The sequence below is a fragment of the Ruminococcus hominis genome, from assembly GCF_014287355.1.
GTDB lineage: Bacteria > Bacillota > Clostridia > Lachnospirales > Lachnospiraceae > Schaedlerella > Schaedlerella hominis.
In genome coordinates this window covers 212,283-235,266 of the sequence record NZ_JACOPE010000001.1, presented here as the reverse complement: position 1 = coordinate 235,266, position 22,984 = coordinate 212,283, and the positions used below count along the sequence as shown (strand labels likewise).

The following is a 22,984-nucleotide window of genomic DNA, read 5'->3' as shown; positions in this document are numbered from 1 at the left end:
TCCACGCTGAGTTTTTCCGTGATATCTGGTTTTCGATTGCTCAAGAGGCACACGGTCTCCACATGTCTTGAAGATCTTCAGTACGATCGGCATCCAAGGTCTCGGGCAAGCCCGGACTTTAGCTCGTCGCTATTGCAAAAACCGCCATTTTTTCTTTCCCCGGCATATCAAACCACACTGTACCGGAAGCCCCGTTCATGAGAACAGATTTCTTCCGCTCCCTTGTATCGATCAGCTCGATTCTGTAGGTATGGTTTTTCGGAAGGAACATGCAGGATCTTCCCGGCTGCTGTATACCGTAATATTTGATAAATGCTTTCTCCTCATAATGTCCGCAGTATGCACTGTCTTTCAGATTCAGAGCGTCTCTTTCCGCCTCTGTCAGACTTGCATGGAGTTTAAAAAAGGGATTCTCCATCAGATCTGCAGGAGCATCACCGTCCTGAAGATCCGGCTCATACAAAGTCCAGACCGGTTCATCCCAGGGTTCCAGTGCCCCAGGCAGACTTTCCATCACTTCACGAAGGAACGCGATCCCTTCCGGACTTTTTCCCTTGAGTTTTCCGCCTTTTGCCCACCAGAGCACATCATCGTCTGAAAGAAAAGTCTCTCCATGGGTCGCAAATGCCCCGTCACAATATGCACACCAGAACCGATGTACCATTTCCTCCGCAGAAATATTTCCCCAGGAAAGATGGATATCCCCTTCATAGCAGCACTCATCATAAATCAGAGGCTTTTTGTATTCTCTAATCCACTGGGGCGCTTTATAGAACAGGATATTCTGCATACTAAGATGAGTAATGTTCTCTCTGCTGTTGTCATAAGGTTTCATGCAGTAATGATTGCTGAGCAGATGACCGTAAGGATCCTCCTCTTTGATAATCTCCTCGAATCTCGCCCAGTCTTCTACAGTCTTTGCGAAACAGATATCATATTCATTTGCCATGCTCCACCAGACAGAGGGAAAAGCGGCCAATCTTCTAATCGCATATCTGAGATAGATCTCGTTCTCCTCTGCAGTCATTGTTGCAAACCCCCATCTGTCATATGGGTGGAACAAAATCAGATCCGTTTCAATACCCATGTCTGCAAGTTCAAGGATTGCTTTTTCCAGTCTTTCCCAGAACTTGTAATTCGGACGATTCACATCCCATTTGCCGTCTCCGTCCTTTTCAAATGCAAAACAGGGCGGTTCATTCTGATTGAACTCATAGGATTTCGGGAAAACGCAATGGCGCACTTTATTGAACGGAGCCTTCTTCAGTGACTCCATCGTTTCCCTGACAAGGGCATCCTCCTGATGAACCAGAGCGTAGATTGTTGTTCCAAATGGGATATATCGGCTTCCATCTTCATAGACAAAGTGTGTTTTTTCTGCACGGACCAGACCGTGTCCATCTCCCGGAACACATTCTTCTGTTCCCTCATCCACGACAGCACCGCTCACCTTCCAGGAATAGACCCCACATTTTTCCGGCAGAAAACGAACCTTATAGACTCCGTTTCCGTCATAAAATCCTTTTACTTCCTTTTCCTGTCCGTCCAGTGAAAAAACAGCATTCACCTCCGCAAGTGCTTCTGATCCTTCCGGCGGCTGTCCGTTCAGCACCAGTTCAAATACTTCATACTGCTTCATTTTTTTCCTCCTTTTCGCAATGATCTTCCCGCATCTTCTGCCATATCGCAGCAAGACCTGTCTGTTTCTTTTATTATCATAACAACAGGAAAACTTAATTTCACGTTTAAATTAAGTGAATTTTGCTTAATTTTTTACCGAACTTTATTTCTAACCAAAAACAAAATTTCTTAAATGCCATAATATTGTCTCCTTAGATTTGCCTTGTTTTAGATTAGAATTGCAGACCTTGTATCGGATATAGATTCATCCGAGAAATTGTATTCCGCAGCCCAACGGCACCACCTCCCTTACACGAAAAAAGAACTGCTAATGCTTTGACGCACTAACAGTTCTCTTCTATAAGTTCAGTGTATTAAATTTTTTCTCCGTTCTTTACTCTCTGTAGTTCTTCTGTGTCTCCCTGTCTCCAAAATACACCGGAAACGGCATCATTAATATGGTCAGTGCTGCTATAAGGCAACTTATTTTATTAGTTCCCTGCCTCTTGATTTTCATAAAAATCTCTGGCATTTCACATGGCTGGTACGCAGTCTGGATCGCAGAAATCGTTGCCTGCATTTATAGTTATTGCATGTCACATAAATTATTAAAAACAATTTTCGCACACAAATTGGAGGTAAGAAAATGAACGAAATTTTTCACAGAACAAGTATCCGAAATTATCTGGACAGACAAATAGAGTAGAGAAAAGTAGAACAGCTGCTCCGGGCAGCTATGGCAGCTCCATCTGCCGGAAATCAGCAGCCATGGGAATATTACGTCGTCACTAATTCACAGTTTGCTCTGGTTAATATACTCGATAATTGTTTTACATATTTCCTGCTTTGGTTTTCCAAGTGCCACTCCCAATTCCATATATAATAAATTCTCTGCTGTCTGAAAATATCTTGCATCCGTTGCGGTACATTTTTTCCCCTGAGCAAGTCTTTTCTGGTTCCTCTGATAAATCATTTTTATAATAGAAACTAAAGCTTCTGGTTCATTTGCTTTTACTGCTTCTTTATAATTCTGCTCTCTCATTTTTTCATTATTCACCCATGCTGTTGGAATCTCTGGAATTCGTTTAATCAAACTCCATGCCATTTTCTTTGTCATACACAGTCTCAGCCTTGAATCTGCGTTTGAAACCGGAACATATATTTTTTCTTTTTCATCTTCAATTGGTTTCATCAGATAATACAATTTATTATTTCTTTCGTCCTGCGGATTCAAATATAAAATATCCTCTATTTTACAAATACCTGTAACTGGTTTACTGACCAAGTCTCCAATTTCATATTTCATAAACTTCTCTCCTTACTGACCAACACTTTTATTCCGTAAAAGTATAACGTACAAAAGAGCTTTGATTATCTCCTGTTACTATTACGCTTCCCACTGTTAATTTTATTATAAAACTATTTCATTTTTATTGCAAAAGCGGTTTTTACTAAAAATGTATCTTCTCTTTTTAGATATTATTACCATGCATTTACAGTACTCAAACTTCTTTCTAAGATGCATTCTTAGCAACACAATTCCCACATTTTTTTGTATCGGTTTATAAAACATCTACCGCATTACGACCAAATCTGGAAAGCTTGAACACCAGTACAAACTGAACCTCATCTGTTCCATTCTCAATATTATCCAACATTCTCTGAAATTCCGGTCTGCCCTCTACGCTTTTTCCAGATTTACCTTCGTCTGAATACTCATTTACGATTTCCATATTCTGAAATTCCGCATATCTCTTAAGTTTTTCTTTCTGAGCATCCAGACTATAGCTATCTACCTGCATGGTTGTGGATACTCTGGTATATATATCGCATTTAATCTTTTTATTCTTCATAATCTTCCTCGCAATATAACTTTCTTTTATTGTCCCAACTATATTTTAGTACTTGTTCCAACTATTCCAAATACTTCTTTTTACTTTTTATTGACATATTTTCATTACAACCATATAATAATGATAGAGACAGGATTTCTGTCATCGAAAATATTGTTCGCCCACCGTTGGCGGCTTATAAGTGATCGGCTCGAAAATACTGTTCGCTCACCGGAAGCGTCTAATAAATGTCCGGCTCGAAAATTTCGGCCCTGCCGCATGGCAGGGCTTTTTTTATAGGTGATGAACATGATATATCAAGAAGGGTACGTTTACCATATTAAAGATGAATATTTTGAGAAAGTACAGGATTCCAACTTAATGCAGAACAAAGAAGGTGGTACATACCGTCCTACTTTTTACTGTCTGCGTGACAATAAAACTTCTCTGTTATGGATGGTTCCGCTCAGTTCTCGTGTAGAAAAGTTTAAAACAATACACGATAAACAAATGGCTAAATACGGAAAGTGCCTAACGATTGTTTTAGGCGAATTTGATGGAAAAGAAGCTGCTTTTCTTCTCCAGAATATGTTTCCAATCAGAGATTACTATCTTGACCATATACATACTCGAAATGATAATCCGGTTCCTGTTAAGCATTCCATTCACAAGGAAGTAACAACACGTATGAAAAAAATTCGTCAACTTCATTCCAGAGGCAAAAAAGTGGTATTTCCAGATATTGACAGACTTGAGCAGATTATGCTTGCGGAAGTAAAAGATAATACAGCCGAATAATTTCTCAAAGAAGCGACAGTCTGATTTACATTTTGTATTTCAGGAAACTGCCGCTTCTTTTTCTTGCTTATTCTGTTTTTCTTCCTCCAACTCCCGGAGAACTTCTTCGCCGTACTTATCAATCATCCGTACCAGAAAATCAATGCACCGCTCAAATTCAATATTCTGTTGCATAAGCCCCTTCCATTGAACCGTGCGTACAGGTCTCTTATACAGATCTACAGCTTATATTCCAACTTTAACTATGGTGTTGTGAAGTTCAATCAACTTTCAGCATCCGATACCCAACACCAATGTGTGTTTGGATATATTGTGGAGAGTTCGGTTCTTTCTCAATTTTTTTACGAAGTGTTGCCATAAACACACGAAGGGAGGCAATATCGTTATCCCAACTACTTCCCCAAATGCTTTGCGTAAGGAAAGTATGGGTCAGAACTTTTCCTATATTTCTTGTCAACAGGCAAAGCAACTTATATTCAATAGGTGTTAAATGCAACTCTTCTTCATTCAAATAAGCACAACCTGCAGCATAATCTACACGAAGTTTTCCGTTTACAAAAACAACCGCTTCGGCAGGGGATACTTTTTGCATCATCAATAACCTTCTTTGCGTGACTCGTAGTCTGGCAAGCAGTTCTTCAACAGAAAATGGCTTTGTTAAATAATCATCTGCACCAGCATCCAACGCATCAATTTTATCGGTATCTTCACTGCGAGCACTGATTACGATAATTGGCATGTTTGACCAAGTACGGATTTTTTTAATAATTTCAATGCCATCCATATCAGGAAGTCCTAAATCAAGTAAAACAATGTCAGGATTGTGTGAAGATGCTTCTAAAATTGCCGATTGACCATCGGGCGCCGTCAGATATCGGTATTCGTGCGCTTTTAAGGTTGTTGTAATTAAATTTCTGACAGATGTGTCATCTTCTACAACTAATATTAGTGACTTATTCATATACTTTGACCTCCCCTGCCGGTAATGTAAATGTAAATACTGTTCCGTGCGGCAGATTATCTGAAACAGTAAGTTCTCCGCCGTGGGCGTTAATAATGGACTTGCACAAAGATAATCCAAGTCCTGAACTTCGGCGGCTGTCTGCGATTTGATTTGCACCACTGTAAAACATATCGAATATCCGTGGCTTTATTTCGTCAGCAATTCCGTTTCCGTCATCCGATATAGATACGATTGCTTGTTTTCCCTGCTTTTCTGTCCGAATAACAATATGAGAATTTTTAGGTGTATATTTGATAGCATTATCAACAATATTGATGATTACTTGAACAATAAGCTTTGCATCCATTTTTGCAAGAAGAAATTCTTCTTTGCTTTCAACGGAAATATGATGTTCTTCACTCTTTCGGTTAATATGATGTAACGCTTCTGTGATCACGTCATCCATCAAATCTTCCATTATACGGAGATTCAACCGTCCTTCTTCAATTCGGGTTACAGCCAGCAGGTTTTCTACAAGGTTAATCAGCCACATGGAATCATCATAAATATCCATGTACAGCTGCTTTTTTGTATCATTATCAAAGGAATCGCCATTGGACAAAAGGTTGCTGGCATTACCGGAAATGGATGTCAGCGGTGTCCTCAAATCATGTGAAATAGCACGCAGCAGGTTCGCTCGCAACTGTTCATTTTTTGCAAGGATAGCCGCCTCCTGTTTCTCACGGGCATTTTTCTCATTTTCCAAAGCCAGGGCACATTCTCCAAGAATGGACAGTAGAATACTGTTTTCAAATGGATCAAGAGGTATTTCCCCCATCACGATTCCAACAACTCCATATACCATACTGTTGCTGCGAACAGCAAGGTACAAGCATTTTGCATTGGAAAGCGTTCCTGTTGTAGCTCCGGCACGTTTATTGTTTTTCAATACCCAGCCGGCAACGGTCTTTTCATTTTCGGAAATACACGATTCCAAATTTTCCTCCGTCACAGAAAAAATATGCGGCGTATCCAACACTTCTCCATCAGCTAAATAAAAAACGATATCTTTTCCCAAGAGTTTAATGAGCTGATTTGAAGTTGCAGATACAATTTCATTTTTATCTTTTGCCTGTTGCAATAGCTGGTTTGTATCAAATAACACTTTGGTACGGTAAGCAGATTGTGCCGCCTGTTTTGCCTGGTTTTTAATCCGTATAGCAAGAGAACCGGTTAAAAATGCCGCCAAAAACATGATAATAAAAGTAACAGGATAACCCTGATCATACGCCTGCAAAGTAAATTGAGGTTCCGTAAACAGGAAATTAAAGACCAAAACACTTACAATCGAGGAAATTAGGCTGTATATCTGATGTTTCGTGATGACAGCGGTGACAAGAACGCCTAAAACAAAAACAGTAATGATATTTGCTTCGTCAAATCCAAATTTCTGGAAAATCATTCCGACTAAACTGGATAAAATCAAAATCGCAGTAGATTTTAATGTATCAGTGACAGAGAATAGAATATGGTTCTTTTTCTTTCCCCCTTTTAACTGATACACTGCCGCATTAGAAACCGTATCCGGAATAATATGCACATCCAGGTTAGGGGCATAATCAATCAATTTTTCTGTCAGGGTCGGTTTGCTGAGCAAATGCCGTTTTGTAGCAGAACTACGTCCGATCACAATCTTTGACACACCGGACAAACGGGTGAATTCCGCAATCTGAAACGGAACATCTTCTCCGTAAACTGTTTCAATTTTTGCCCCAAGCTGCTCAGCAAGACGAATATTTGAACGCAGGCGTTTTACATTTTCCTCGCTCATCACCGAAAAATCTGGGGTTTCTACAAATAGAGCCGTAAACTCCCCTTTAAAAGCAGAAGCCATTTTTGCGGCGGTACGGATAATTTTCGCATTGGATGGAGAAGAAGATAGACATACAAGAATATGTTCGCCTGTGTGATAATCTCCATGATTTTTTATGCGGGTATTTTCTGTGAGGATATTCACCCGGTCCGCACATCGCCGCAGTGAAATCTCCCGGAGAGCTGTCAAATTTTCTATTGTAAAAAAATTTTCTACTGCCTGTTTTTCCTGTGTCTGTCTGTATACATTTTCTGTATTCAAACGGTTGATCAAATCCTGTGGTTCAATATCTATTAATTCAACCTGATCTGCATTATCAAAAATAGAATCCGGGATGCGTTCTCGTACAACAATTTCCGTAATGGATGCAACTGTATCACAAAGGCTTTCAATATGCTGAACATTGACAGTCGTATAGACATCAATCCCTGCATTCAAAAGTTCCTTAATGTCCTGATACCGTTTTGCATGACGGCATCCTTCGGCATTCGTATGCGCAAGTTCGTCTACAAGAATAATCTGTGGTTTTCTTTTCAGCGCCATGTCAATGTCGAATTCGTTCAGTATCATACCATTATAGAGAACTTCTCTTGTAGGAAGAACTTCTAAGCCATTCAAAAGAGCTGCTGTCTTGGGGCGTGCATGAGGTTCTATATAACCGGCTACCACGTCAATTCCCTTCTGTTTTTCCATATGAGCCGCTTCTAACATGGCGTAGGTTTTACCCACGCCAGCTGCGTATCCGAAAAAGATTTTCAAATGTCCTTTATTACGGTTTTCTTCATCAGCTTGGATTGCCTTTAATAACTGATCCGGATTGTGTCTGCTTTCACCCATACGGTCATCTCCTTGTACAAAAACGTTATATAGAATAATAAGTAAATTTCAGAAAAGTATTTTAACACTAACATTAAAATCGCATAAAGATTATACCACCTTTTCTTCTTTTTTTCCATTCGGGCTTGTAGCCGACAGGGTTGTTTCATGAACTATCCATGGGCAGATCTAACTTATTGCATCCTTGCTATCACATCTCTCATATTGTTTCTGATTCATTGGTCATGTAAAAAAGCGCAAATTAACTCTATATCCCTTTACAGGACCTTTTTTCAGAGGTATTCTTTTTATATAGTCAATAGAGACTGGCTATGCCTTGAAACACATACCGTTCCCGCAAAGCGGCATTGTCACAAAAGCAGTCCATCATTTCTGTCATTATATTTGCCAGACCCGTCTCGTACATTGCCAGACGCAGGATGTTGTATGCGTATTTTCTGATGAGCGACAGGTTGTTCCGGGACTTTTTGGCTGGCGAGCGGTCTTCCCTAAATGTATCGTCCAGCACATGATGGAGCCGGTTCTCTATTGACCAGTGCATTCTTTTTATGCTTCCCAGCTCCTCTGCTGTAAGGATCAGGTCTGATATCAGTGCCGTACACTGGACATCTTTCCCGGCTCCCTCTCCAGCAGAAGGAGCTGGGATTCTTCTGGAGCCTTTTTCCAAAAACTCTTCCTTCGACGGCGTCACATCATTCCCCTGGCTGTCTTTTTCCTTGGGTATCCTCACCTGCTTGATCCGCCCAATACTTTGAACGTGCGGCCATTCTTTTTGGCTTTTGGTCAGATTTGAAGCGTCTTTACATATCTGGCAAGTCCTATACTCATTTCTGTCCCGGTTTTTTTCCATCTGGCTGATTTCTTCGTATTTCTCAAGGAACTCCTTCATCCCAGGATCCATAGCTTCGCCTTTTTTTCTTTTGAGATCTTCCGCCCCCAGTTTATCCATGAACGTATGAATCTCCTCATAGGCCTCCGGCTGATTTTTCTTTACTGTTAACACAAAATGTCCTCCCTGTTCATGAATCTGTTCCATGATTGCAGTCTGTGTCCCAACAGCATCAATCGTTACAATGCTCCCGCTGATATCCAGAAGCTTTAATAATTCAGGAATCGCCGTAATCTCATTCGTCTTTGAATCTACCGGAAGCTGTGCAAGTATCAATCCCCGGACCGTTTCCACTACATTCAGCAGCATCGGGGTTGTCTCACCTTTCGTTTTTTCCGTTGCACCGCACAATGCTTTCCCATCAATAGCTAGATGGGTATTTCTGGATTCCACGATCTCGCCAATCCACTCCATAAAAGCATACAAAGCTAATTCCTCATCAATGCCATTCAACATCCGGGTAATAGTGGAAGGCGAGGCGATCCCGTATTTTAAGTTCATATGCTTCCGCAGCTCTTCCAAGTGGGTTTTGCACCATTTCAGGCTCCTGCGGATCGTTGTCCGGCCACAAAGGAATCCGAGGGTGACGCATACCAGCATTTCTCCAAGATCGTGTCTTTTCTCTCTGCCGCACCGATAATCCGGAATCTGCCTGAAATAATGGATCAATTTTTCTGTCAGAACAGTCTTTTCAGCACATTTCCAATGCCACCTGTATTTTCTCCAGGAGTCTCCGTTGCCCCTCATTCACTTTCGAAATGATTTCCGTTTTATCCAGGCATACTAAATAGATGGTCTCTAACTGATGTAATTCTTCCAGGCCAATGCCCTGTTTTTTATAAATTCTGCGGGACAGGGACGCTGTCTGGGCTGCAAACTGATATCGGAAATCCGATTCTTTTTTCATCACTCGTGTTTTCTGGATATAAGAGGTTGGAGACTGTTTTAGAAGAATAATGGAAAGTACATCCTGCCAGTCATCCCCCAACGGTTTTTTCCAATCATCCGGACACAACTCCCAGACGGCTTTTGAAAATCCGTATTCCCATACTTCTGCATCTGTCAAAGATACTTTTCTTTTATTGCTTTGTATTACTCCTTCCGGAGTAATCACGCCGATATAGGTATCGACTGGCTGCGGATACTTTTTCCCTTTCACGCGCCGGGATGTTCTTTTATAGAGATAATACGAATCTCCTTTTTTCTTCACGGTAGTTCCTTTGATCCGATACTTCTGAACCCAATCCGGGTACTTTTTCTCAGTTACTGGCATAATATCCTCCTTTCTGTATAGGTGCAATACACCTATACCATATAGATATTATACCTCTACAGGCACAAAAAATCAAGAGTTACACATGTTTTGTATAACATGCATAACCCCCGATAAAATCTGATCTTTTTATGTTTTTAAAAATCCTTCATGAAACAACCCTGTGTAGCCGAAAGCAGAAAACGCTCCGAAAAATCACTCAATTTTTCGACAAATAAGTTTTTAGGATTGATTTTCCTCGAGGAATTTATCCAGCTTTTCCATAAGAAAATAACCATAAATAAATGCTGCCAATACCACTATAAGTAAAACAAAGTCTTTCATATCACCAACTTCTTTCAAAAATTAAATATGAAAACATTTTTGAATATGTTTTGTCTCCCCAAGAACAAGCATGGTACTGTCCTTTAACAACTGCGTATCGGAACTTATTTTCAAATTCATAATATCATTTGTTTTCAGCGCCATAATATTGATGTTATATTTTTTTCGTATATCCAACTGACCGATTGTTTTTCCTATCCATTCTCTCGGTATAGATATTTCAAAAATTGCATGTTCTTCATCTAGTTCTATGTAATCGAAAATGTGATCAGCACTATAACGGATCGCAACCCAATCGGCAAGCTGCCTTTCGGGATAAACAATTTCATCTGCGCCGTTCCGTAAAAGAAATTTTGCATGAACATCACGAGCGGCACGAGACACCACCATTCTTGCACCGAGTTCCTTCAAAAGGGACGTTACTTCCAATGAATTCTGAAAGTTATCTCCGATAGCCACAATACAAACATCAAAATTCCCAACACCAAGCGAACTTAAAAAATCCTCATTCGTCGCATCCCCAATCTGAGCGTTAGTTACAAAGGGAAGTACAGCATCAACTCGAGTATCTTCTTTATCTACCGCCATCACCTGATGATGCAATTCATCTAATTTTATAGCAATATGCCGTCCGAATCTTCCCAGACCGATAAGTAATATTGATTTCATTTTTTTATTCTCCTTAACCTACTGTAATTTTTTCCTGAGGATATCTTGAACCGTTAGACTTTTTTTCAGAAATGGTGGCAAAAATCAAGGTCAATCCTCCCACTCTGCCAAAAAACATCAGGCAAATCAAGATTATATGGGAAACAAGCCCCAGATCAGGAGTTATTCCCAGCGATAACCCTACTGTTCCGATTGCCGACGCCGTCTCAAACAAAGCGGTCATAAGTGGAATATCTTCTGTGCTGCTAATTACCATTCCTCCGACAAGAAATAAAACGATATACATCAAAAAAATTGTAGCTGCATTTCTGATAGTGCCATCTGGAATTTGTCTGCCGAAAAAATGGGTGTGTTCCTTTTTCCTAAATACAGATAATGCCGATGAAACGAGAACTGCAAGAGTTGTCGTTTTCATACCACCTGCAGTGGAACCGGGAGAGCCACCGATAAGCATCAGAATAATGATAAGCATTTGCCCAACTTCACTGAGTAAAGTCAAATCTGCCGTATTAAATCCTGCAGTTCTCGGTGTAACGGATTGAAACAAGGAAACCCATACTCTTTCCGTAAGAGGCACATTTGAAAATTCAAAATAAAAAAAGTAAAGAGCCGGTAAGAATATCAATAGTCCTGTTACCATAAAAATCACCTTGCTTTGCATCCGGTATTTTTTGAAATGCCATTTATGATTCTTTATATCCTCCCATGTAAGGAATCCAATACCTCCTGCAACAATCAGCGCCATAATTACAAGATTTACAATCGGCTGTACAGAATAAAAGGTCAACGAGGAAAAAGGAGTTCTTATACCGATTAGATCAAATCCTGCATTGCAAAAAGCAGAAATAGAATGGAACAGCGAATACCATATTCCTTTCCAAAACCCAAAGTCCCTACAAAAAACAGGGGCTAAAAGAGCCGCACCAATGATTTCGATAAGAATAGTAATCCGGATAATAAATTGCGTTCTCCGTACAATGCCGCCCACCGTTGGAGCTGAAATTGCCTCCTGCATGGTACTTCGCTGCATCAACCCGATTTTGCGTCCGGATACAACAGCAATCGCAATAGCAATCGTAACAATTCCCATACCTCCGATTTGAATCAGCAGTAAAATAATTCCTTGTCCAAATAAAGACCAGTAGGTTGCCGTATCATTAACAACCAGTCCAGTCACACAAACCGCAGAAGTTGCGGTAAACAAAGCATCCAAAAAGGAGGTACACTGACCGCTTTTTGTGGCAACCGGCAGCATCAAAAGCAGGCTTCCTAAGAGAATCACGGATAAAAACCCTAAACTAATCACTTGAAATGATGTCATATGTCGATGTCTTGATCTGTTTGTCTGTTGCATAACTATATCCCCATAATCTTAATTCCTTTTTTATATTGCCTTTACTCTATCTTTATTTGTATTAAATGGGCGTAAGTAAGTTTGTTTTGAAATTAAGATTGTATAAAGATGAGCAGAAGTCTGAAATCTTTTGCTCATCTTTTGAGAGCACGCGTTACAGGATACCGTCCAACATCAAATTGACTTTCAGAACATTTACTGTTTTCTCTCCAAAAACACCTAAAAATCTACTGTCGGTGCATTTTTCAATAGTAGTGAATATTCCGGATGGTTTTACATCAGCTGTCCGGTCCTGTTTTGCCAGTTTATCTGGCTATTTTCGATTGTTGCAGCATTTATTATCCCATTGATATGGACAGGAATTTGCTTGCCATTAACTTATTGCTTTGGTTTTCGTTCTGCACAAACTATGGGATTGATTGTGGTAATCCCCATGTTTTACTTTGTAAAATATTTTGAAGATGGACCGGGAATATCTGCAATGTTGAACTCTGCTTACTCATATATGATAGTTGCCGCTATTGTTGCAGTAATAATTTTCGGAATTTCATTAGTAGTAAGTACCATTGGATATAGCCAAAAAAATTGAAGAGAATTAGAAAAGAAATATCCATAAATAACCAAAGGGCGACAGTCAAAATGCTGCCGCCCTCTTTTTTAAGTATAAATCAATTCTTTTAACATAATCTCTTCTGCTGCATGATGCTGTATCTCTTCATTCTCATCATGTAGTGCCAGCTCATACCATGCGTTAATCTGCTTATCATATTTTTCCTGATTCGTGCATTTATCCGTTATTCTTCTTGCATCAAGCATTACCGCAGTCTGCCAGATAAGCATGTTACAATTCGGATATTCCTTTATAAGTCTCAATGCCCATTCATAAGTCTTTTCATAGCCTTCTTCTGAAAACATCCTGTCCATCTTCCTGATAATTTCTTCGATTTCAGTATCTGAAAGTTTTTCATGAAAAGGAAGTAATGTATCAAGTGAAATATCAAGCAGTCTTGCAATTGGTGCCAGCAGTTCAATATCCGGCTTGGAATTACTATTCTCCCATTTGTTTACAGCCGGTGTCGTCACGCCTAATCTGTTTGCCATCTCCTCCTGCGTCATACCAGCTTCTTTTCTATATTTTTTTATAACAACGCCTATATCCATTTGCTTCATTTCCTAAAAAATTCAAAAGCTTTTGTATACTCAGCATATCAGATTCATATAGATTGCTCAATTGAACAGTGTTTAATTTCTATTTAATTTAATTAACCAGTAGGAAATGTTGCTAAAATACTGTTTAGATTTATCATACATACAAAATGGAAGTTATCTATTTCTCCTCTTCGTTAAGACCTAGTTCATTACATATTACTTGCTATCCCTGATACCTTATTCTTTCTACCAGCGTTTCCTTTTTCAGATTACTGCTTAAAACGCAGGAAAGTACAATCTGCAATAGGCCGACCAAAAAAATCATAATAAGAATTGGTACGATTGGAACATGATAGATATTCATTCCAAATATTCCATTATGTTTTGCATAGGAAAAAAGTGTATAGCCGAGCGGCAGACCAATGATCAAAGCTACGCATATGGTGCCAACCGTAAAAATCAGTCCCTGTAACTGCAGACATAAATTTAATTGTTTATTTGTCATACCTACAGCCTGTAATACACCATATTCCTGCTTTTTTGTCGTAATATTCATGATCATGGTGTTTGCCATATTCATAAAACCGATGAGTCCCACAACCGCCATGAACAGATAACAGCCGAGCTTCATCATGCGGGCTGCGACTTCGGCAGATTGTAACTGTGCATGATAGGTATCCATTTTTATATGCGAAGTATTAGAAATCAAAGCATTCAGACTCTGTTCCACAGATGCAACATCTTTTTTATCACAGTCCACCCACAGATAGCCATAGGCTGTTCCTCTCGGATTCATGGAACGATATACACCTTCCGGAATGACAAGATAAGTGTCCGCACTTACAAAAGATCCTGCAATCTTTCCCTGATAGGTATAGGTTCCACTTCCATTCTCAAAGTCAAATGCAATGGATTCACCCGGAGCATATCCATCTTGTTCCATCCACGTTGACCAGCCAAAGAAAATATCACCATTCTTTACCGCCTGATCATAGTCCATAGAGCCAATATCCCCGTCCTGGCGCATAAAATCAAAATCATTTTTACTCACAATATCAGCCGGAAATCTTGTTCCGTTCAGATTTACAGAGACAATCTCTCTCGTCATGACATCTGTCACTCCCGGAATGCTTTTGATTTCTTCAATCAGCGAATCATTCAATGGATTATCCGTCAGAATCGTATCCAGATTATTCTCCGGATATTTTTCATCATACTCATCAGAATAGTCAAGCTGCAGTTCAAATTGTCCATGATTTATGTAACGACGTGCTTCATGCTCCGTGTCAATATTTCCCACATAATTAGAGATAATCACAAACAATGCGCAGGAAAGCCCCAGTGTGAGGATGGTACCAATGGTTCTTTTTGGATTACCCGTTATATTTGCCATTGCCATAGAAAACACGGTGACATTTTTTCTGCCATTTCGTTTTCCTTTTTTGTGTGTTTCTGCATTTTCTAAATACCGTGTTGCTTCGATAGGTGAAATCCGTGAAACAATTTTCATTGGTTTGCGCAGTGCCAAAGCAACGGTAAGAAATGATACGAAAATACATAGAAGTATAACAGGCAGGGAAAACAGTGGCACCTGCTGATTTTGGACTCCCATAGAGCCAGTTTGGGTTGATACAAGGTTTCCCTGTTCTACCAGCCAGTTAAAACCGCATTTTGCAATCAGAAAACCAAGAAGCAATCCAACCGGTATGGAAAAAATTGCCAAAAAAATGCCCTCTCTGAAGATCAGTTGTTTCATCTGCTTTTTTGTCGCTCCCAGAGCCTTGATTTTTCCATACTCCTGTATCTTGTTGACAATACCGACCTGAAAAATATTATAAATGACCACAACAGAGAAAAGTACAATTGCAAGAATCAGAATTCCACATACCGCAATCGTTTCATAACTCGGCTGCAAGACCCATTGCAAATAGAGATCATTGACTATAACGTTTTTTTCTTCGATTCCACAAGATGCTGCAATCTGCTTTATAACCGGTTCAATATTATTCATAGATACATTTGCAGAATCGTTTAACGTAAAATAGATATTATACTGTCTGTCATTCTCTGCGACGTGCTCATCATAAAACTCCTGTGACCCGAAAGCAACATAAGATGCCTCGATGGTATACTCATCCCGATCATATAGGATTCCGCTGACAACAAACTCTTCCGGCTTATATTCTGACTGCATCCCTGCGCGGTAATCCAGTGTAACCGTATCTCCGATCTTTACATCACCATACCCCATTGCACGAAAAAATGCTCTTCCTGCGGCAATTTCCTGCATTTTTTCCGGATACTTTCCTTCCTTCAACTCATATTCTTTATTATAAGGAAGCATTTTTCTTGCAGTCTCATCCATGCAGACAAACCCACCTTTTTCATTGCCTTTTATGATGCCTTCTGTACACATAATTCCTATTGCATCTATTTCTGCACGGCGGCTTATTTCCTTTAACTGCGAGGCATCTGCTGCGACAAACAGACCATAATTGCTTCCATATGAGCCTGCCACCTGACTTTTCTGCAAACGTATCATTCCATTTCCCACAGTACTGATAATCACTAGCAGCATCGTAGTCAGACATATGGACATCATAATCAGTATACTTCTTGTCTTGTTCTTTTTGTCATTGCTATATGCAATTCTGCTTATTGTCTTCATCTGAAATCCACCACCTGTCCATCCTCAATTACCAGAATACGATCAGCAACCTGTGCAATTTCGTCATCATGGGTAATCATTACAATTGTCTGTCCATATTTTTTTGCTGTCATCTTAAGCAGGGCGATTACCTCATCACTGGTCTTGGAATCAAGATTTCCTGTCGGCTCATCTGCAAATATAATTTCCGGACGATTCACCAGTGCTCTTGCAATTGCTACTCTCTGCTGCTGTCCTCCGGATAATTGATTTGGCAGATTGTAAATCCTCTTTTCAATCCCCAGAGTTGCAATGATATCATTTACATACGCTTCATCCACTTTTCTTCCATCCAGCCCCAGTGGCAGTACAATATTTTCCCAGACATTAACAGATGAAACCAGATTAAATGCCTGAAAAACAAATCCGATTTTTCTTCTGCGGAAAACAGCAAGGGCATCTTCCTTCATCCTGTATAAATCTTTCCCTGCTAAAGTAACACTGCCTTTTGTCGGGGTGTCTAGCCCTCCAAGCATATGAAGTAATGTACTTTTACCGGAACCTGACTTTCCAACAATTGCGACAAATTCTCCCTGCTCAATCTGAATGTCCACCTGATTGACCGCTTTGACCTGATTCTCACCTGCGCCATAAAATTTACAAAGTTGCTTGGTTTCTAATATCACACTCATGTGTTGCCTCCTTTTCAATTCTGTAAAACGTACCTTTTCAGCACACTTTCTTTGCCTGTTTATATATTATTTTCAACCTGCATCCAAATTGTAGCAGGACAATCTTTCATTTCACTTTCAAAAAACGAGCAGAAGTCTTACAGAATTGTAAGATTTCTGCTCACTTAAAATTTAACCAACATATGGTAATTGAATCACAAACGTGCTTCCTTTTTTCTTTTTGCCGGAGGTTACCGTAATCGTACCTGCGTGTTTTTCGATAATTTCTCTCGATAGAAAAAGTCCGATTCCTGTACCACTCTTTTCCATGACCTCCTTGGAACTTCCTCTGTAAAATCGTTGAAAAATTTTGTGATACTCATTCTGCGGAATACCAATTCCCTGATCCTCAATTTCCATTCTTACAAGATCGTTTCTTTTTTGTAACCGGATAAATATTTTTGAACCAAACGGACTGTACTTGACCGCATTATCCAGAACGTTGATTACAGCTTCACCAAGCCACCTTTTGTCCTGCATAATCGTGCATGTTTCCAGCTCTTTTGCATAGTCAAAAACGAATTCAATTTCTTTCTCATCCGCTTTGGGATAAGTACGGTTCACAGCAGATATGACAGTATCCATAAGCGGAAGTTTTTTCTTATTAATCTGAATCAGTCCGGTTTCCATCTTGGATATTTCAAGAAGTGACTGCAATAATGTCTCCAGTCCATCCAGAGCACTCCGACAACGGATACGAAACTCCTCCTGTTCTGTGGCACTTAAGTCATTCTGCATCAGCACACTAAAACATGTATCCAAAGCTGCAACCGGTGTCTTTAACTGGTGAGAAATATCAGAAACCATTTCTTTCGTGTTCTCCTTTTCTGCCCGTGCTTCTTCCTTTAGCAACTGAATATGATGTCCGATTGCTTCAAGCTGGTCATTCAATTTTTCCAGTTCTGCATGATTTTCCGTTTTCAGTAAATCATCAAATTTGTTTTCACGGAATCTGATCAGAATTTCTTCCAACTGGTCTAAAATTTTCTGATGACACGCATCTTCTTTTTTCTTCCAATAAAATAAAAAAGTCAAGAGAAGCACACATATCACAGTGCTTACAGCACCGGTCACCATAACCTGATGCCGGAATTGCAAATAACATGCATTTCCTTTATTTCCCCAGTATCCATATTGCTCCAATAATTGCATTCCCTGTTCGTTGGTTTCAACATCCTTATCCTTAAGCAATTCCGAAACAGCATCCAGCCCGGAAAATTCTTCCTTTGCAGCAATCTCTGTCATAAGATTCATTTTATATTTATAATCTTCATAAAACACATACGTGGTAAAGCAATTTAATATTGCAAACAATAATATGACAGGTAATACCAAGGAGAGCACTACTGTAATCTTCTTGCGATATCTCTTTGTCACTGCCTTACCCCCTGATTCCATATATACCCAAGACCTCTGATATTCTTTATATAGACCGGTGCAGCCGGATTGTCTTCGATTTTCTCACGGAGTCTTCTGATATTGACAGCGATTGTATTTTCATCCACAAAATCCCCTTCCAGATCAAACACATTTTCCAATATTTGTGTTTTTGAAAGAATCTGTTTCGGATTCTGAAGAAAAAAAGTCAGCATTTTCAACTCCGTTTTTGTCAGACTGATTTCACGACTCTTTATCAGGACTTTCATTTCTCCTGCGATAAATACGATATCTCCCGAAATCATCTTTCCGGCTTCCGTTTTCTCCTGTCTGCGGCGGAAATGTGCTTCTATTTTCAAAAGAAGTACCGAAAGACTAAACGGCTTTGTAATATAATCATCTGCCCCTGCTTCATATCCCATAACCTGATCCATCTCCTGATCTAGTGCCGTAAGGCAGATAATGTATGTATTTTGACTGCATCTCATCCACCTTACAAATTCCAGTCCATTCCCATCCGGAAGATTCACATCACAAATGGTAACATCCACATTATTATCACTTGCAATTCTTTTCGCTTTTTTCACTGATTCTGCTGAAAAAACCTCATATCCGGATTTTTTCAGTGAGAATGTAATTCCACGATTTAAATTTTCATCATCTTCAACCACGAGTATACTTGGCATAGCATATGCACCTCTCTTTATTAACTATTCATCTTAAAATGCTTCAATGCCTCCACAATTGCACTTTCTTTATCTCATCATATGTTGCCTTAGTCTCTGCAGATGTTATATCCACATCATCAAGTTCAATATCAACCTCGTTGCTGTCATGTGAACACAATTCGTCAGTCCTATGTCGTCCTCTTGCATTTTTTCTTTGTGGTTTAAATTTAGCACCATCTACGCTATTCTTCAAGCCCGTTTTATAAACAAAAGTCAACTGTGCAGGGTCAACATTTCCGTTTTCATCAAGTCCACCTACAATTACTTCTCTTATAATGGTAACTTTATAGTAACTTTGGCACCTTTGGTTTCTGTGGAATTATCTAGCAGAAGTTTTCCTTTATGCTGTTTTATAATGCTATCAACAATATATAAACCCATTCCATAATGCAGTTTAGAGCTCCTACTTTGGTCTGCCATATAGAAACGTTCTTTTGCGTGATCCAATGCCTCTTGCGAAAAGCCACAGCCACAGTCTGTAATACAGATATTCAAGTAATTGTCCTTGCTATTTACATCTATATATAATGTAGAGTTTTCAGGCGAGTACTCTAAAGAATTTGAAACCAAATTCATCAATGCTCGTTCCAGTAACATTCTATCCCCAGTTATATTCTGTGGGAAATTATGCTGTGTCTGCTGAATAACAATACCTTTATCTTTGCAGATGATTTCAGTTTGAGATAAGATATGTTTCCAAAACTCTGGAAAATTTACATCTTCCATTTGTAATTGATAGCCAGCAGATGCTTTAGATATATCAATCAAAATTTTTATATACTGTTTCATCTGCTCAGAGCTACTCATTGCATACGATAAATATAGCTTTTGTTCTTCGTCAAGTTCTGTTTCATCTAATAGGTCAATGTTCCCCTGCATAACAGTTAATGGAGTTTTCAAATCATGAGCTAAAGATGCAATCTGTTCTCTTTGTGCCTTTTCACTTCGCCACTGTTTTTCTAATGAACCTTTTAAACTATTTCGCATACTATCAAAGGATATAATCACGTTTTCAAATTCCAATATTTTAGAATGTCCGATAGTAAAATCTAAGTTGTTATTCTCAATTTCTTTGGTAGCTTCTAAAATAGGTGTCAATTCTTTTCTCAACTCTTTAGCAAAATGAACAGTCAGATAAACACATACCCCTAAGCTGCTTATAGTGATTAAAGAAATCATCATAATTTCTGGGGATGGTAAATACTGATTAAATTGTGCATTTAAATATTGAGAACCTATAACATACTGTAAAACAATATATTCATCATCTCGAGTAATGAAAATAAACTGTGTTTTACCACTTGTATCCATGAACCCCGTTTTAGCAAACATTAAAGCCTTTTCTTTTTCTTCTTCACTCATATTCGTATCTATGTATCCATAGTTTTTAGTTAATCGAAGAAATTTAGTTCCAGTAGGAAAATGTATATCTGATACATTTGGTGTTGCAGTTAGTATCGGTACTAAAGCTTTCGTTTGCCGTTCGTTATTATCTGCAAGTGTTACAAGCCCTATACTGGAAGCAAACATCATACAGGCAAAAGGGACGACAACGGACAAGCATAGTCCGCCAAGTAGACAAACAAGAAATTTATAAAAAGTTCTTGTAAGTGATGTTTTCATTTTTATTCCCATCTATAACCTATCCCCCAAACTGTTACGATTGGCTGAACACCCGTTTTCTCAAACTTTGACCTTATATTTTTTATATGTGTCGAGATTGTAGAACTATCGCTTTCTCCATAAAGGGAAAATGTAGCTTCGTATATTTGTTCCTTTGAAAAAACCTGTCCTTTGTTACTAGCAAGATACTCACAAATCAGATATTCACTTTTCGTTAAAGGCACTGGTATATTATCTACCCGTAATTCTTTTGCAGATAAATCAATTTTTATCCGGTCAAATGTAAGAGCTATATGTCGTTCTCGGTGTTCGCGGCGTAAGTGGGCATTTACTCTTGCCCGTAATTCTGTAATACGGAATGGTTTTGTCAAATAGTCATCTGCTCCTAATCCAAGACCGAATGTAATGTCATTTTCCATTGTCTTAGCAGTCAGAAAGAGGATAGGACAGTCCACTAATGAACGGATTTTATCACAATAAGAAAACCCGTCTATATCCGGCATCATAATGTCCAGTATAATCAAGTCATATCTGTTCAGTTTATCAAGAGGAACCTGTGCGGCGGACGTATAGACTGTAACTAAATGTCCGTCCTTTTGCAGTCCATTTTTCACAAGTTCTAAAATAGGTCGTTCATCATCAATCATAAGGATTGTTGCCATAGTATCGCCTCCTAGCTTTTTTAGTATATCATAATCCATAAAGGCAGAAAAACAAAAATCGGTCATTGACGCTTTGCAATATAGTAGCGGTCATTTATCTGTACTGCAAAGAACAGCCTGCAAGAGATAAACATATAATAACAACAAACAGCAATATCATCATTTTTTTACTCATTTTCTTTTGCTCCTTCCCATCTCTGAAACCACACTAAGCTTATGATAAACAGCACTACTGTAAAAACCAGCATGAGTATAAAACCTAGTTGAAATTCGGGTAAGTTAGAATGAAACTGCCCCTCATTAACATATCTTAAAACACAATAATCCATAAATCGTACACCCCAGCCCCACGGCAGGAATTTCCAGATAAAATCTCCAAGTCCTGTAACTAGCAATGCAGATAATAAACTTCCTACAATACCTATGCCCATAGATACACTTTTGCCTAAACTGAAACCAACAGGTATGGAAATAAGATAAAGTGGTATTACAGACAATATCAACATAATAAGAGGTTTTATATAAAACGAAAATGGCATAACTGGATAGAGTACGGCAAACAAGAAAATACAAAGTATTGTTGCAAAGGTTGCTAAAACGATAAGATATACTAATTTTCCGATATATACCGCTATACGTGAACGGATCGTACCTAAGATTAACTGAAAATGACCTGCTCCATTTTCTAGTTCGACTATCATACCTACAACGATACCAATAACAAATGGAAAAATAATTGCTAACACCTCTAAAAAGGTCGTTACATTTGTCATCTCACTCCAACCGGATATATGAAAATATCCTGCAAAAACACCAGCTCCTATTAACGGAAAAAGCACATGGACTAAAAGTAATGGTGTATGTCTGCTTTTAAGCCATTCTGCTTGAAAACATCTGATAATACTAAACATTAAAGAACCTCCTGCTTTATAAAAGATTTTGCCGTTGACTTTGAAATTGTATATAGTAAAAGCAATGACAAGCAGATTGTCATAATAACCAACGGTAAAGGAGTTGATAAAGCACTTCCTGTTACTGATTCTCCATTCGGTAATATTCCTAATGTGGGAACCATAAGGCGAGTAACCCAGCTATAAGGACATATGAACCAAAAACTTGTATTTGCCCCTAATGTTCCCAACATAAAGCTCATTCCAACATTTAATATGAGAGTGGCAAATACACCCACTTTTTTTGTAAACCACAAGCATAATGGAATATTCCATATACTTGCCAGAATAATGCAAAGTGTTCCGAACAATGCCTGCATTGGGCTAATTGTCATAGGTATATCAAAAATGTGTTGAATGATAAAACCACCTGCAACATTGCATAACATCAAAATTGTATTTGCAAGTACAATGTATATTATACAAGTGATTATTTTTGCATACCATACTTTTTTTAAGTCAACAGGCAATGACAAAATTGCTCTAAATTTTAATTTGCCATTATCTCTTTGAATTATCAAAATAGATAATAGCGTTAAACAACCAGGATATAAGAATACATACCACCAGTTATATGAATTTTGTTGATACCACATAGGAGTAAGTACATTCAGACATAAAGTTAGTATAGGAGCTAACCATACTAATTTTTTTGCGAATGTATTTTTATGTTTTAAATATTCAGAGGATATATAATTTTTCATT

The 22,984-nt window shown here is 38.8% G+C and carries 20 protein-coding genes and 1 pseudogene; 1 reads left to right on the top strand and 20 read right to left on the bottom strand.

Features of this window, described 5'->3' with window-relative positions; translation table 11 throughout:
- Window positions 1-118: 118 nt before the first annotated feature.
- The 3 genes and pseudogenes from H8S40_RS01000 to H8S40_RS00985 all read right to left on the bottom strand — a co-directional run.
- Complete coding sequence (locus H8S40_RS01000) at window positions 119-1,639, bottom strand: DUF5060 domain-containing protein (protein WP_186864327.1); 1,521 nt, start codon at window positions 1,637-1,639, stop codon at window positions 119-121.
- 774 nt (window positions 1,640-2,413) lie between these two features.
- A complete protein-coding gene (locus H8S40_RS00990) occupies window positions 2,414-2,926 on the bottom strand; it encodes a CarD family transcriptional regulator (protein ID WP_117990647.1) in 513 nt (170 codons plus the stop codon).
- A 259-nt stretch (window positions 2,927-3,185) separates the two neighbouring features.
- Window positions 3,186-3,473: pseudogene (locus tag H8S40_RS00985) on the bottom strand (recombinase family protein); the annotation flags it as partial.
- A 288-nt stretch (window positions 3,474-3,761) separates the two neighbouring features.
- On the opposite strand from H8S40_RS00985, the gene cptIN reads away from it, so the two are divergent.
- Window positions 3,762-4,250 carry a type III toxin-antitoxin system CptIN family toxin gene (gene cptIN, locus H8S40_RS00980; protein ID WP_117990650.1) on the top strand — a complete coding sequence of 163 codons (489 nt, stop codon included), beginning with the start codon at window positions 3,762-3,764 and terminating at the stop codon, window positions 4,248-4,250.
- Window positions 4,251-4,289: 39 nt separating this feature from the next.
- Here the strand turns inward: cptIN and H8S40_RS16270 are convergent, their stop codons facing one another.
- The 17 genes from H8S40_RS16270 to H8S40_RS00900 all read right to left on the bottom strand — a co-directional run bounded on the left by H8S40_RS16270 (window position 4,290) and on the right by H8S40_RS00900 (window position 22,983).
- Window positions 4,290-4,424, bottom strand: a complete 135-nt coding sequence (locus tag H8S40_RS16270) for a hypothetical protein (RefSeq protein WP_278278244.1) — start codon at window positions 4,422-4,424, stop codon at window positions 4,290-4,292.
- An 85-nt stretch (window positions 4,425-4,509) separates the two neighbouring features.
- On the bottom strand, window positions 4,510-5,211 hold the full coding sequence (locus tag H8S40_RS00975) for a response regulator (RefSeq protein ID WP_118724458.1): 702 nt from the start codon (window positions 5,209-5,211) through the stop codon (window positions 4,510-4,512).
- Window positions 5,204-7,903: an ATP-binding protein gene (locus H8S40_RS00970; RefSeq protein ID WP_186864326.1), complete on the bottom strand. Its 2,700-nt coding sequence runs from the start codon at window positions 7,901-7,903 to the stop codon at window positions 5,204-5,206. Before H8S40_RS00970 ends, H8S40_RS00975 begins: the two co-directional genes overlap by 8 nt.
- 295 nt (window positions 7,904-8,198) lie before the next feature.
- The gene (locus H8S40_RS00965; RefSeq protein WP_227156865.1) at window positions 8,199-9,539 is read right to left on the bottom strand and encodes an ISAs1 family transposase; all 1,341 of its coding nucleotides are present in this window, start codon (window positions 9,537-9,539) and stop codon (window positions 8,199-8,201) included.
- On the bottom strand, window positions 9,484-10,065 hold the full coding sequence (locus tag H8S40_RS00960; RefSeq protein WP_055148571.1) for a hypothetical protein: 582 nt from the start codon (window positions 10,063-10,065) through the stop codon (window positions 9,484-9,486). The genes H8S40_RS00965 and H8S40_RS00960 overlap by 56 nt, the downstream gene beginning before the upstream one ends.
- A 345-nt stretch (window positions 10,066-10,410) precedes the next feature.
- The gene (locus tag H8S40_RS00955) at window positions 10,411-11,058 is read right to left on the bottom strand and encodes a potassium channel family protein (protein ID WP_118738370.1); all 648 of its coding nucleotides are present in this window, start codon (window positions 11,056-11,058) and stop codon (window positions 10,411-10,413) included.
- Window positions 11,059-11,071: 13 nt separating this feature from the next.
- Window positions 11,072-12,412 (bottom strand): TrkH family potassium uptake protein, encoded by a 1,341-nt coding sequence (locus H8S40_RS00950; protein WP_186864325.1) that lies wholly within the window; start codon window positions 12,410-12,412, stop codon window positions 11,072-11,074.
- 154 nt (window positions 12,413-12,566) lie between these two features.
- Window positions 12,567-12,716 (bottom strand): potassium-transporting ATPase subunit C, encoded by a 150-nt coding sequence (locus H8S40_RS16265; protein WP_279286794.1) that lies wholly within the window; start codon window positions 12,714-12,716, stop codon window positions 12,567-12,569.
- 353 nt (window positions 12,717-13,069) lie between these two features.
- The gene (locus tag H8S40_RS00940) at window positions 13,070-13,573 is read right to left on the bottom strand and encodes a helix-turn-helix domain-containing protein (protein ID WP_243238138.1); all 504 of its coding nucleotides are present in this window, start codon (window positions 13,571-13,573) and stop codon (window positions 13,070-13,072) included.
- A 211-nt stretch (window positions 13,574-13,784) separates the two neighbouring features.
- A complete protein-coding gene (locus H8S40_RS00935) occupies window positions 13,785-16,229 on the bottom strand; it encodes an ABC transporter permease (protein WP_186864324.1) in 2,445 nt (814 codons plus the stop codon).
- Window positions 16,226-16,900 carry an ABC transporter ATP-binding protein gene (locus H8S40_RS00930; RefSeq protein ID WP_015520995.1) on the bottom strand — a complete coding sequence of 225 codons (675 nt, stop codon included), beginning with the start codon at window positions 16,898-16,900 and terminating at the stop codon, window positions 16,226-16,228. Before H8S40_RS00930 ends, H8S40_RS00935 begins: the two co-directional genes overlap by 4 nt.
- A gap of 171 nt (window positions 16,901-17,071) precedes the next feature.
- Window positions 17,072-18,337 (bottom strand): sensor histidine kinase, encoded by a 1,266-nt coding sequence (locus H8S40_RS00925; protein ID WP_186864323.1) that lies wholly within the window; start codon window positions 18,335-18,337, stop codon window positions 17,072-17,074.
- Window positions 18,313-19,002 (bottom strand): response regulator transcription factor, encoded by a 690-nt coding sequence (locus H8S40_RS00920; RefSeq protein WP_186864322.1) that lies wholly within the window; start codon window positions 19,000-19,002, stop codon window positions 18,313-18,315. Before H8S40_RS00920 ends, H8S40_RS00925 begins: the two co-directional genes overlap by 25 nt.
- Window positions 19,003-19,314: 312 nt before the next feature.
- Window positions 19,315-20,679 (bottom strand): sensor histidine kinase, encoded by a 1,365-nt coding sequence (locus H8S40_RS00915; protein ID WP_186864321.1) that lies wholly within the window; start codon window positions 20,677-20,679, stop codon window positions 19,315-19,317.
- Window positions 20,670-21,329: a response regulator transcription factor gene (locus tag H8S40_RS00910; protein ID WP_021404737.1), complete on the bottom strand. Its 660-nt coding sequence runs from the start codon at window positions 21,327-21,329 to the stop codon at window positions 20,670-20,672. The genes H8S40_RS00915 and H8S40_RS00910 overlap by 10 nt, the downstream gene beginning before the upstream one ends.
- Window positions 21,330-21,496: 167 nt before the next feature.
- Entirely contained in the window at window positions 21,497-22,240 is a 744-nt protein-coding gene (locus tag H8S40_RS00905) for a lantibiotic immunity ABC transporter MutG family permease subunit (protein ID WP_074048952.1), read from the bottom strand.
- A complete protein-coding gene (locus H8S40_RS00900; protein ID WP_077718111.1) occupies window positions 22,240-22,983 on the bottom strand; it encodes a lantibiotic immunity ABC transporter MutE/EpiE family permease subunit in 744 nt (247 codons plus the stop codon). The genes H8S40_RS00905 and H8S40_RS00900 overlap by 1 nt, the downstream gene beginning before the upstream one ends.
- Window position 22,984 lies beyond the last annotated feature (1 nt).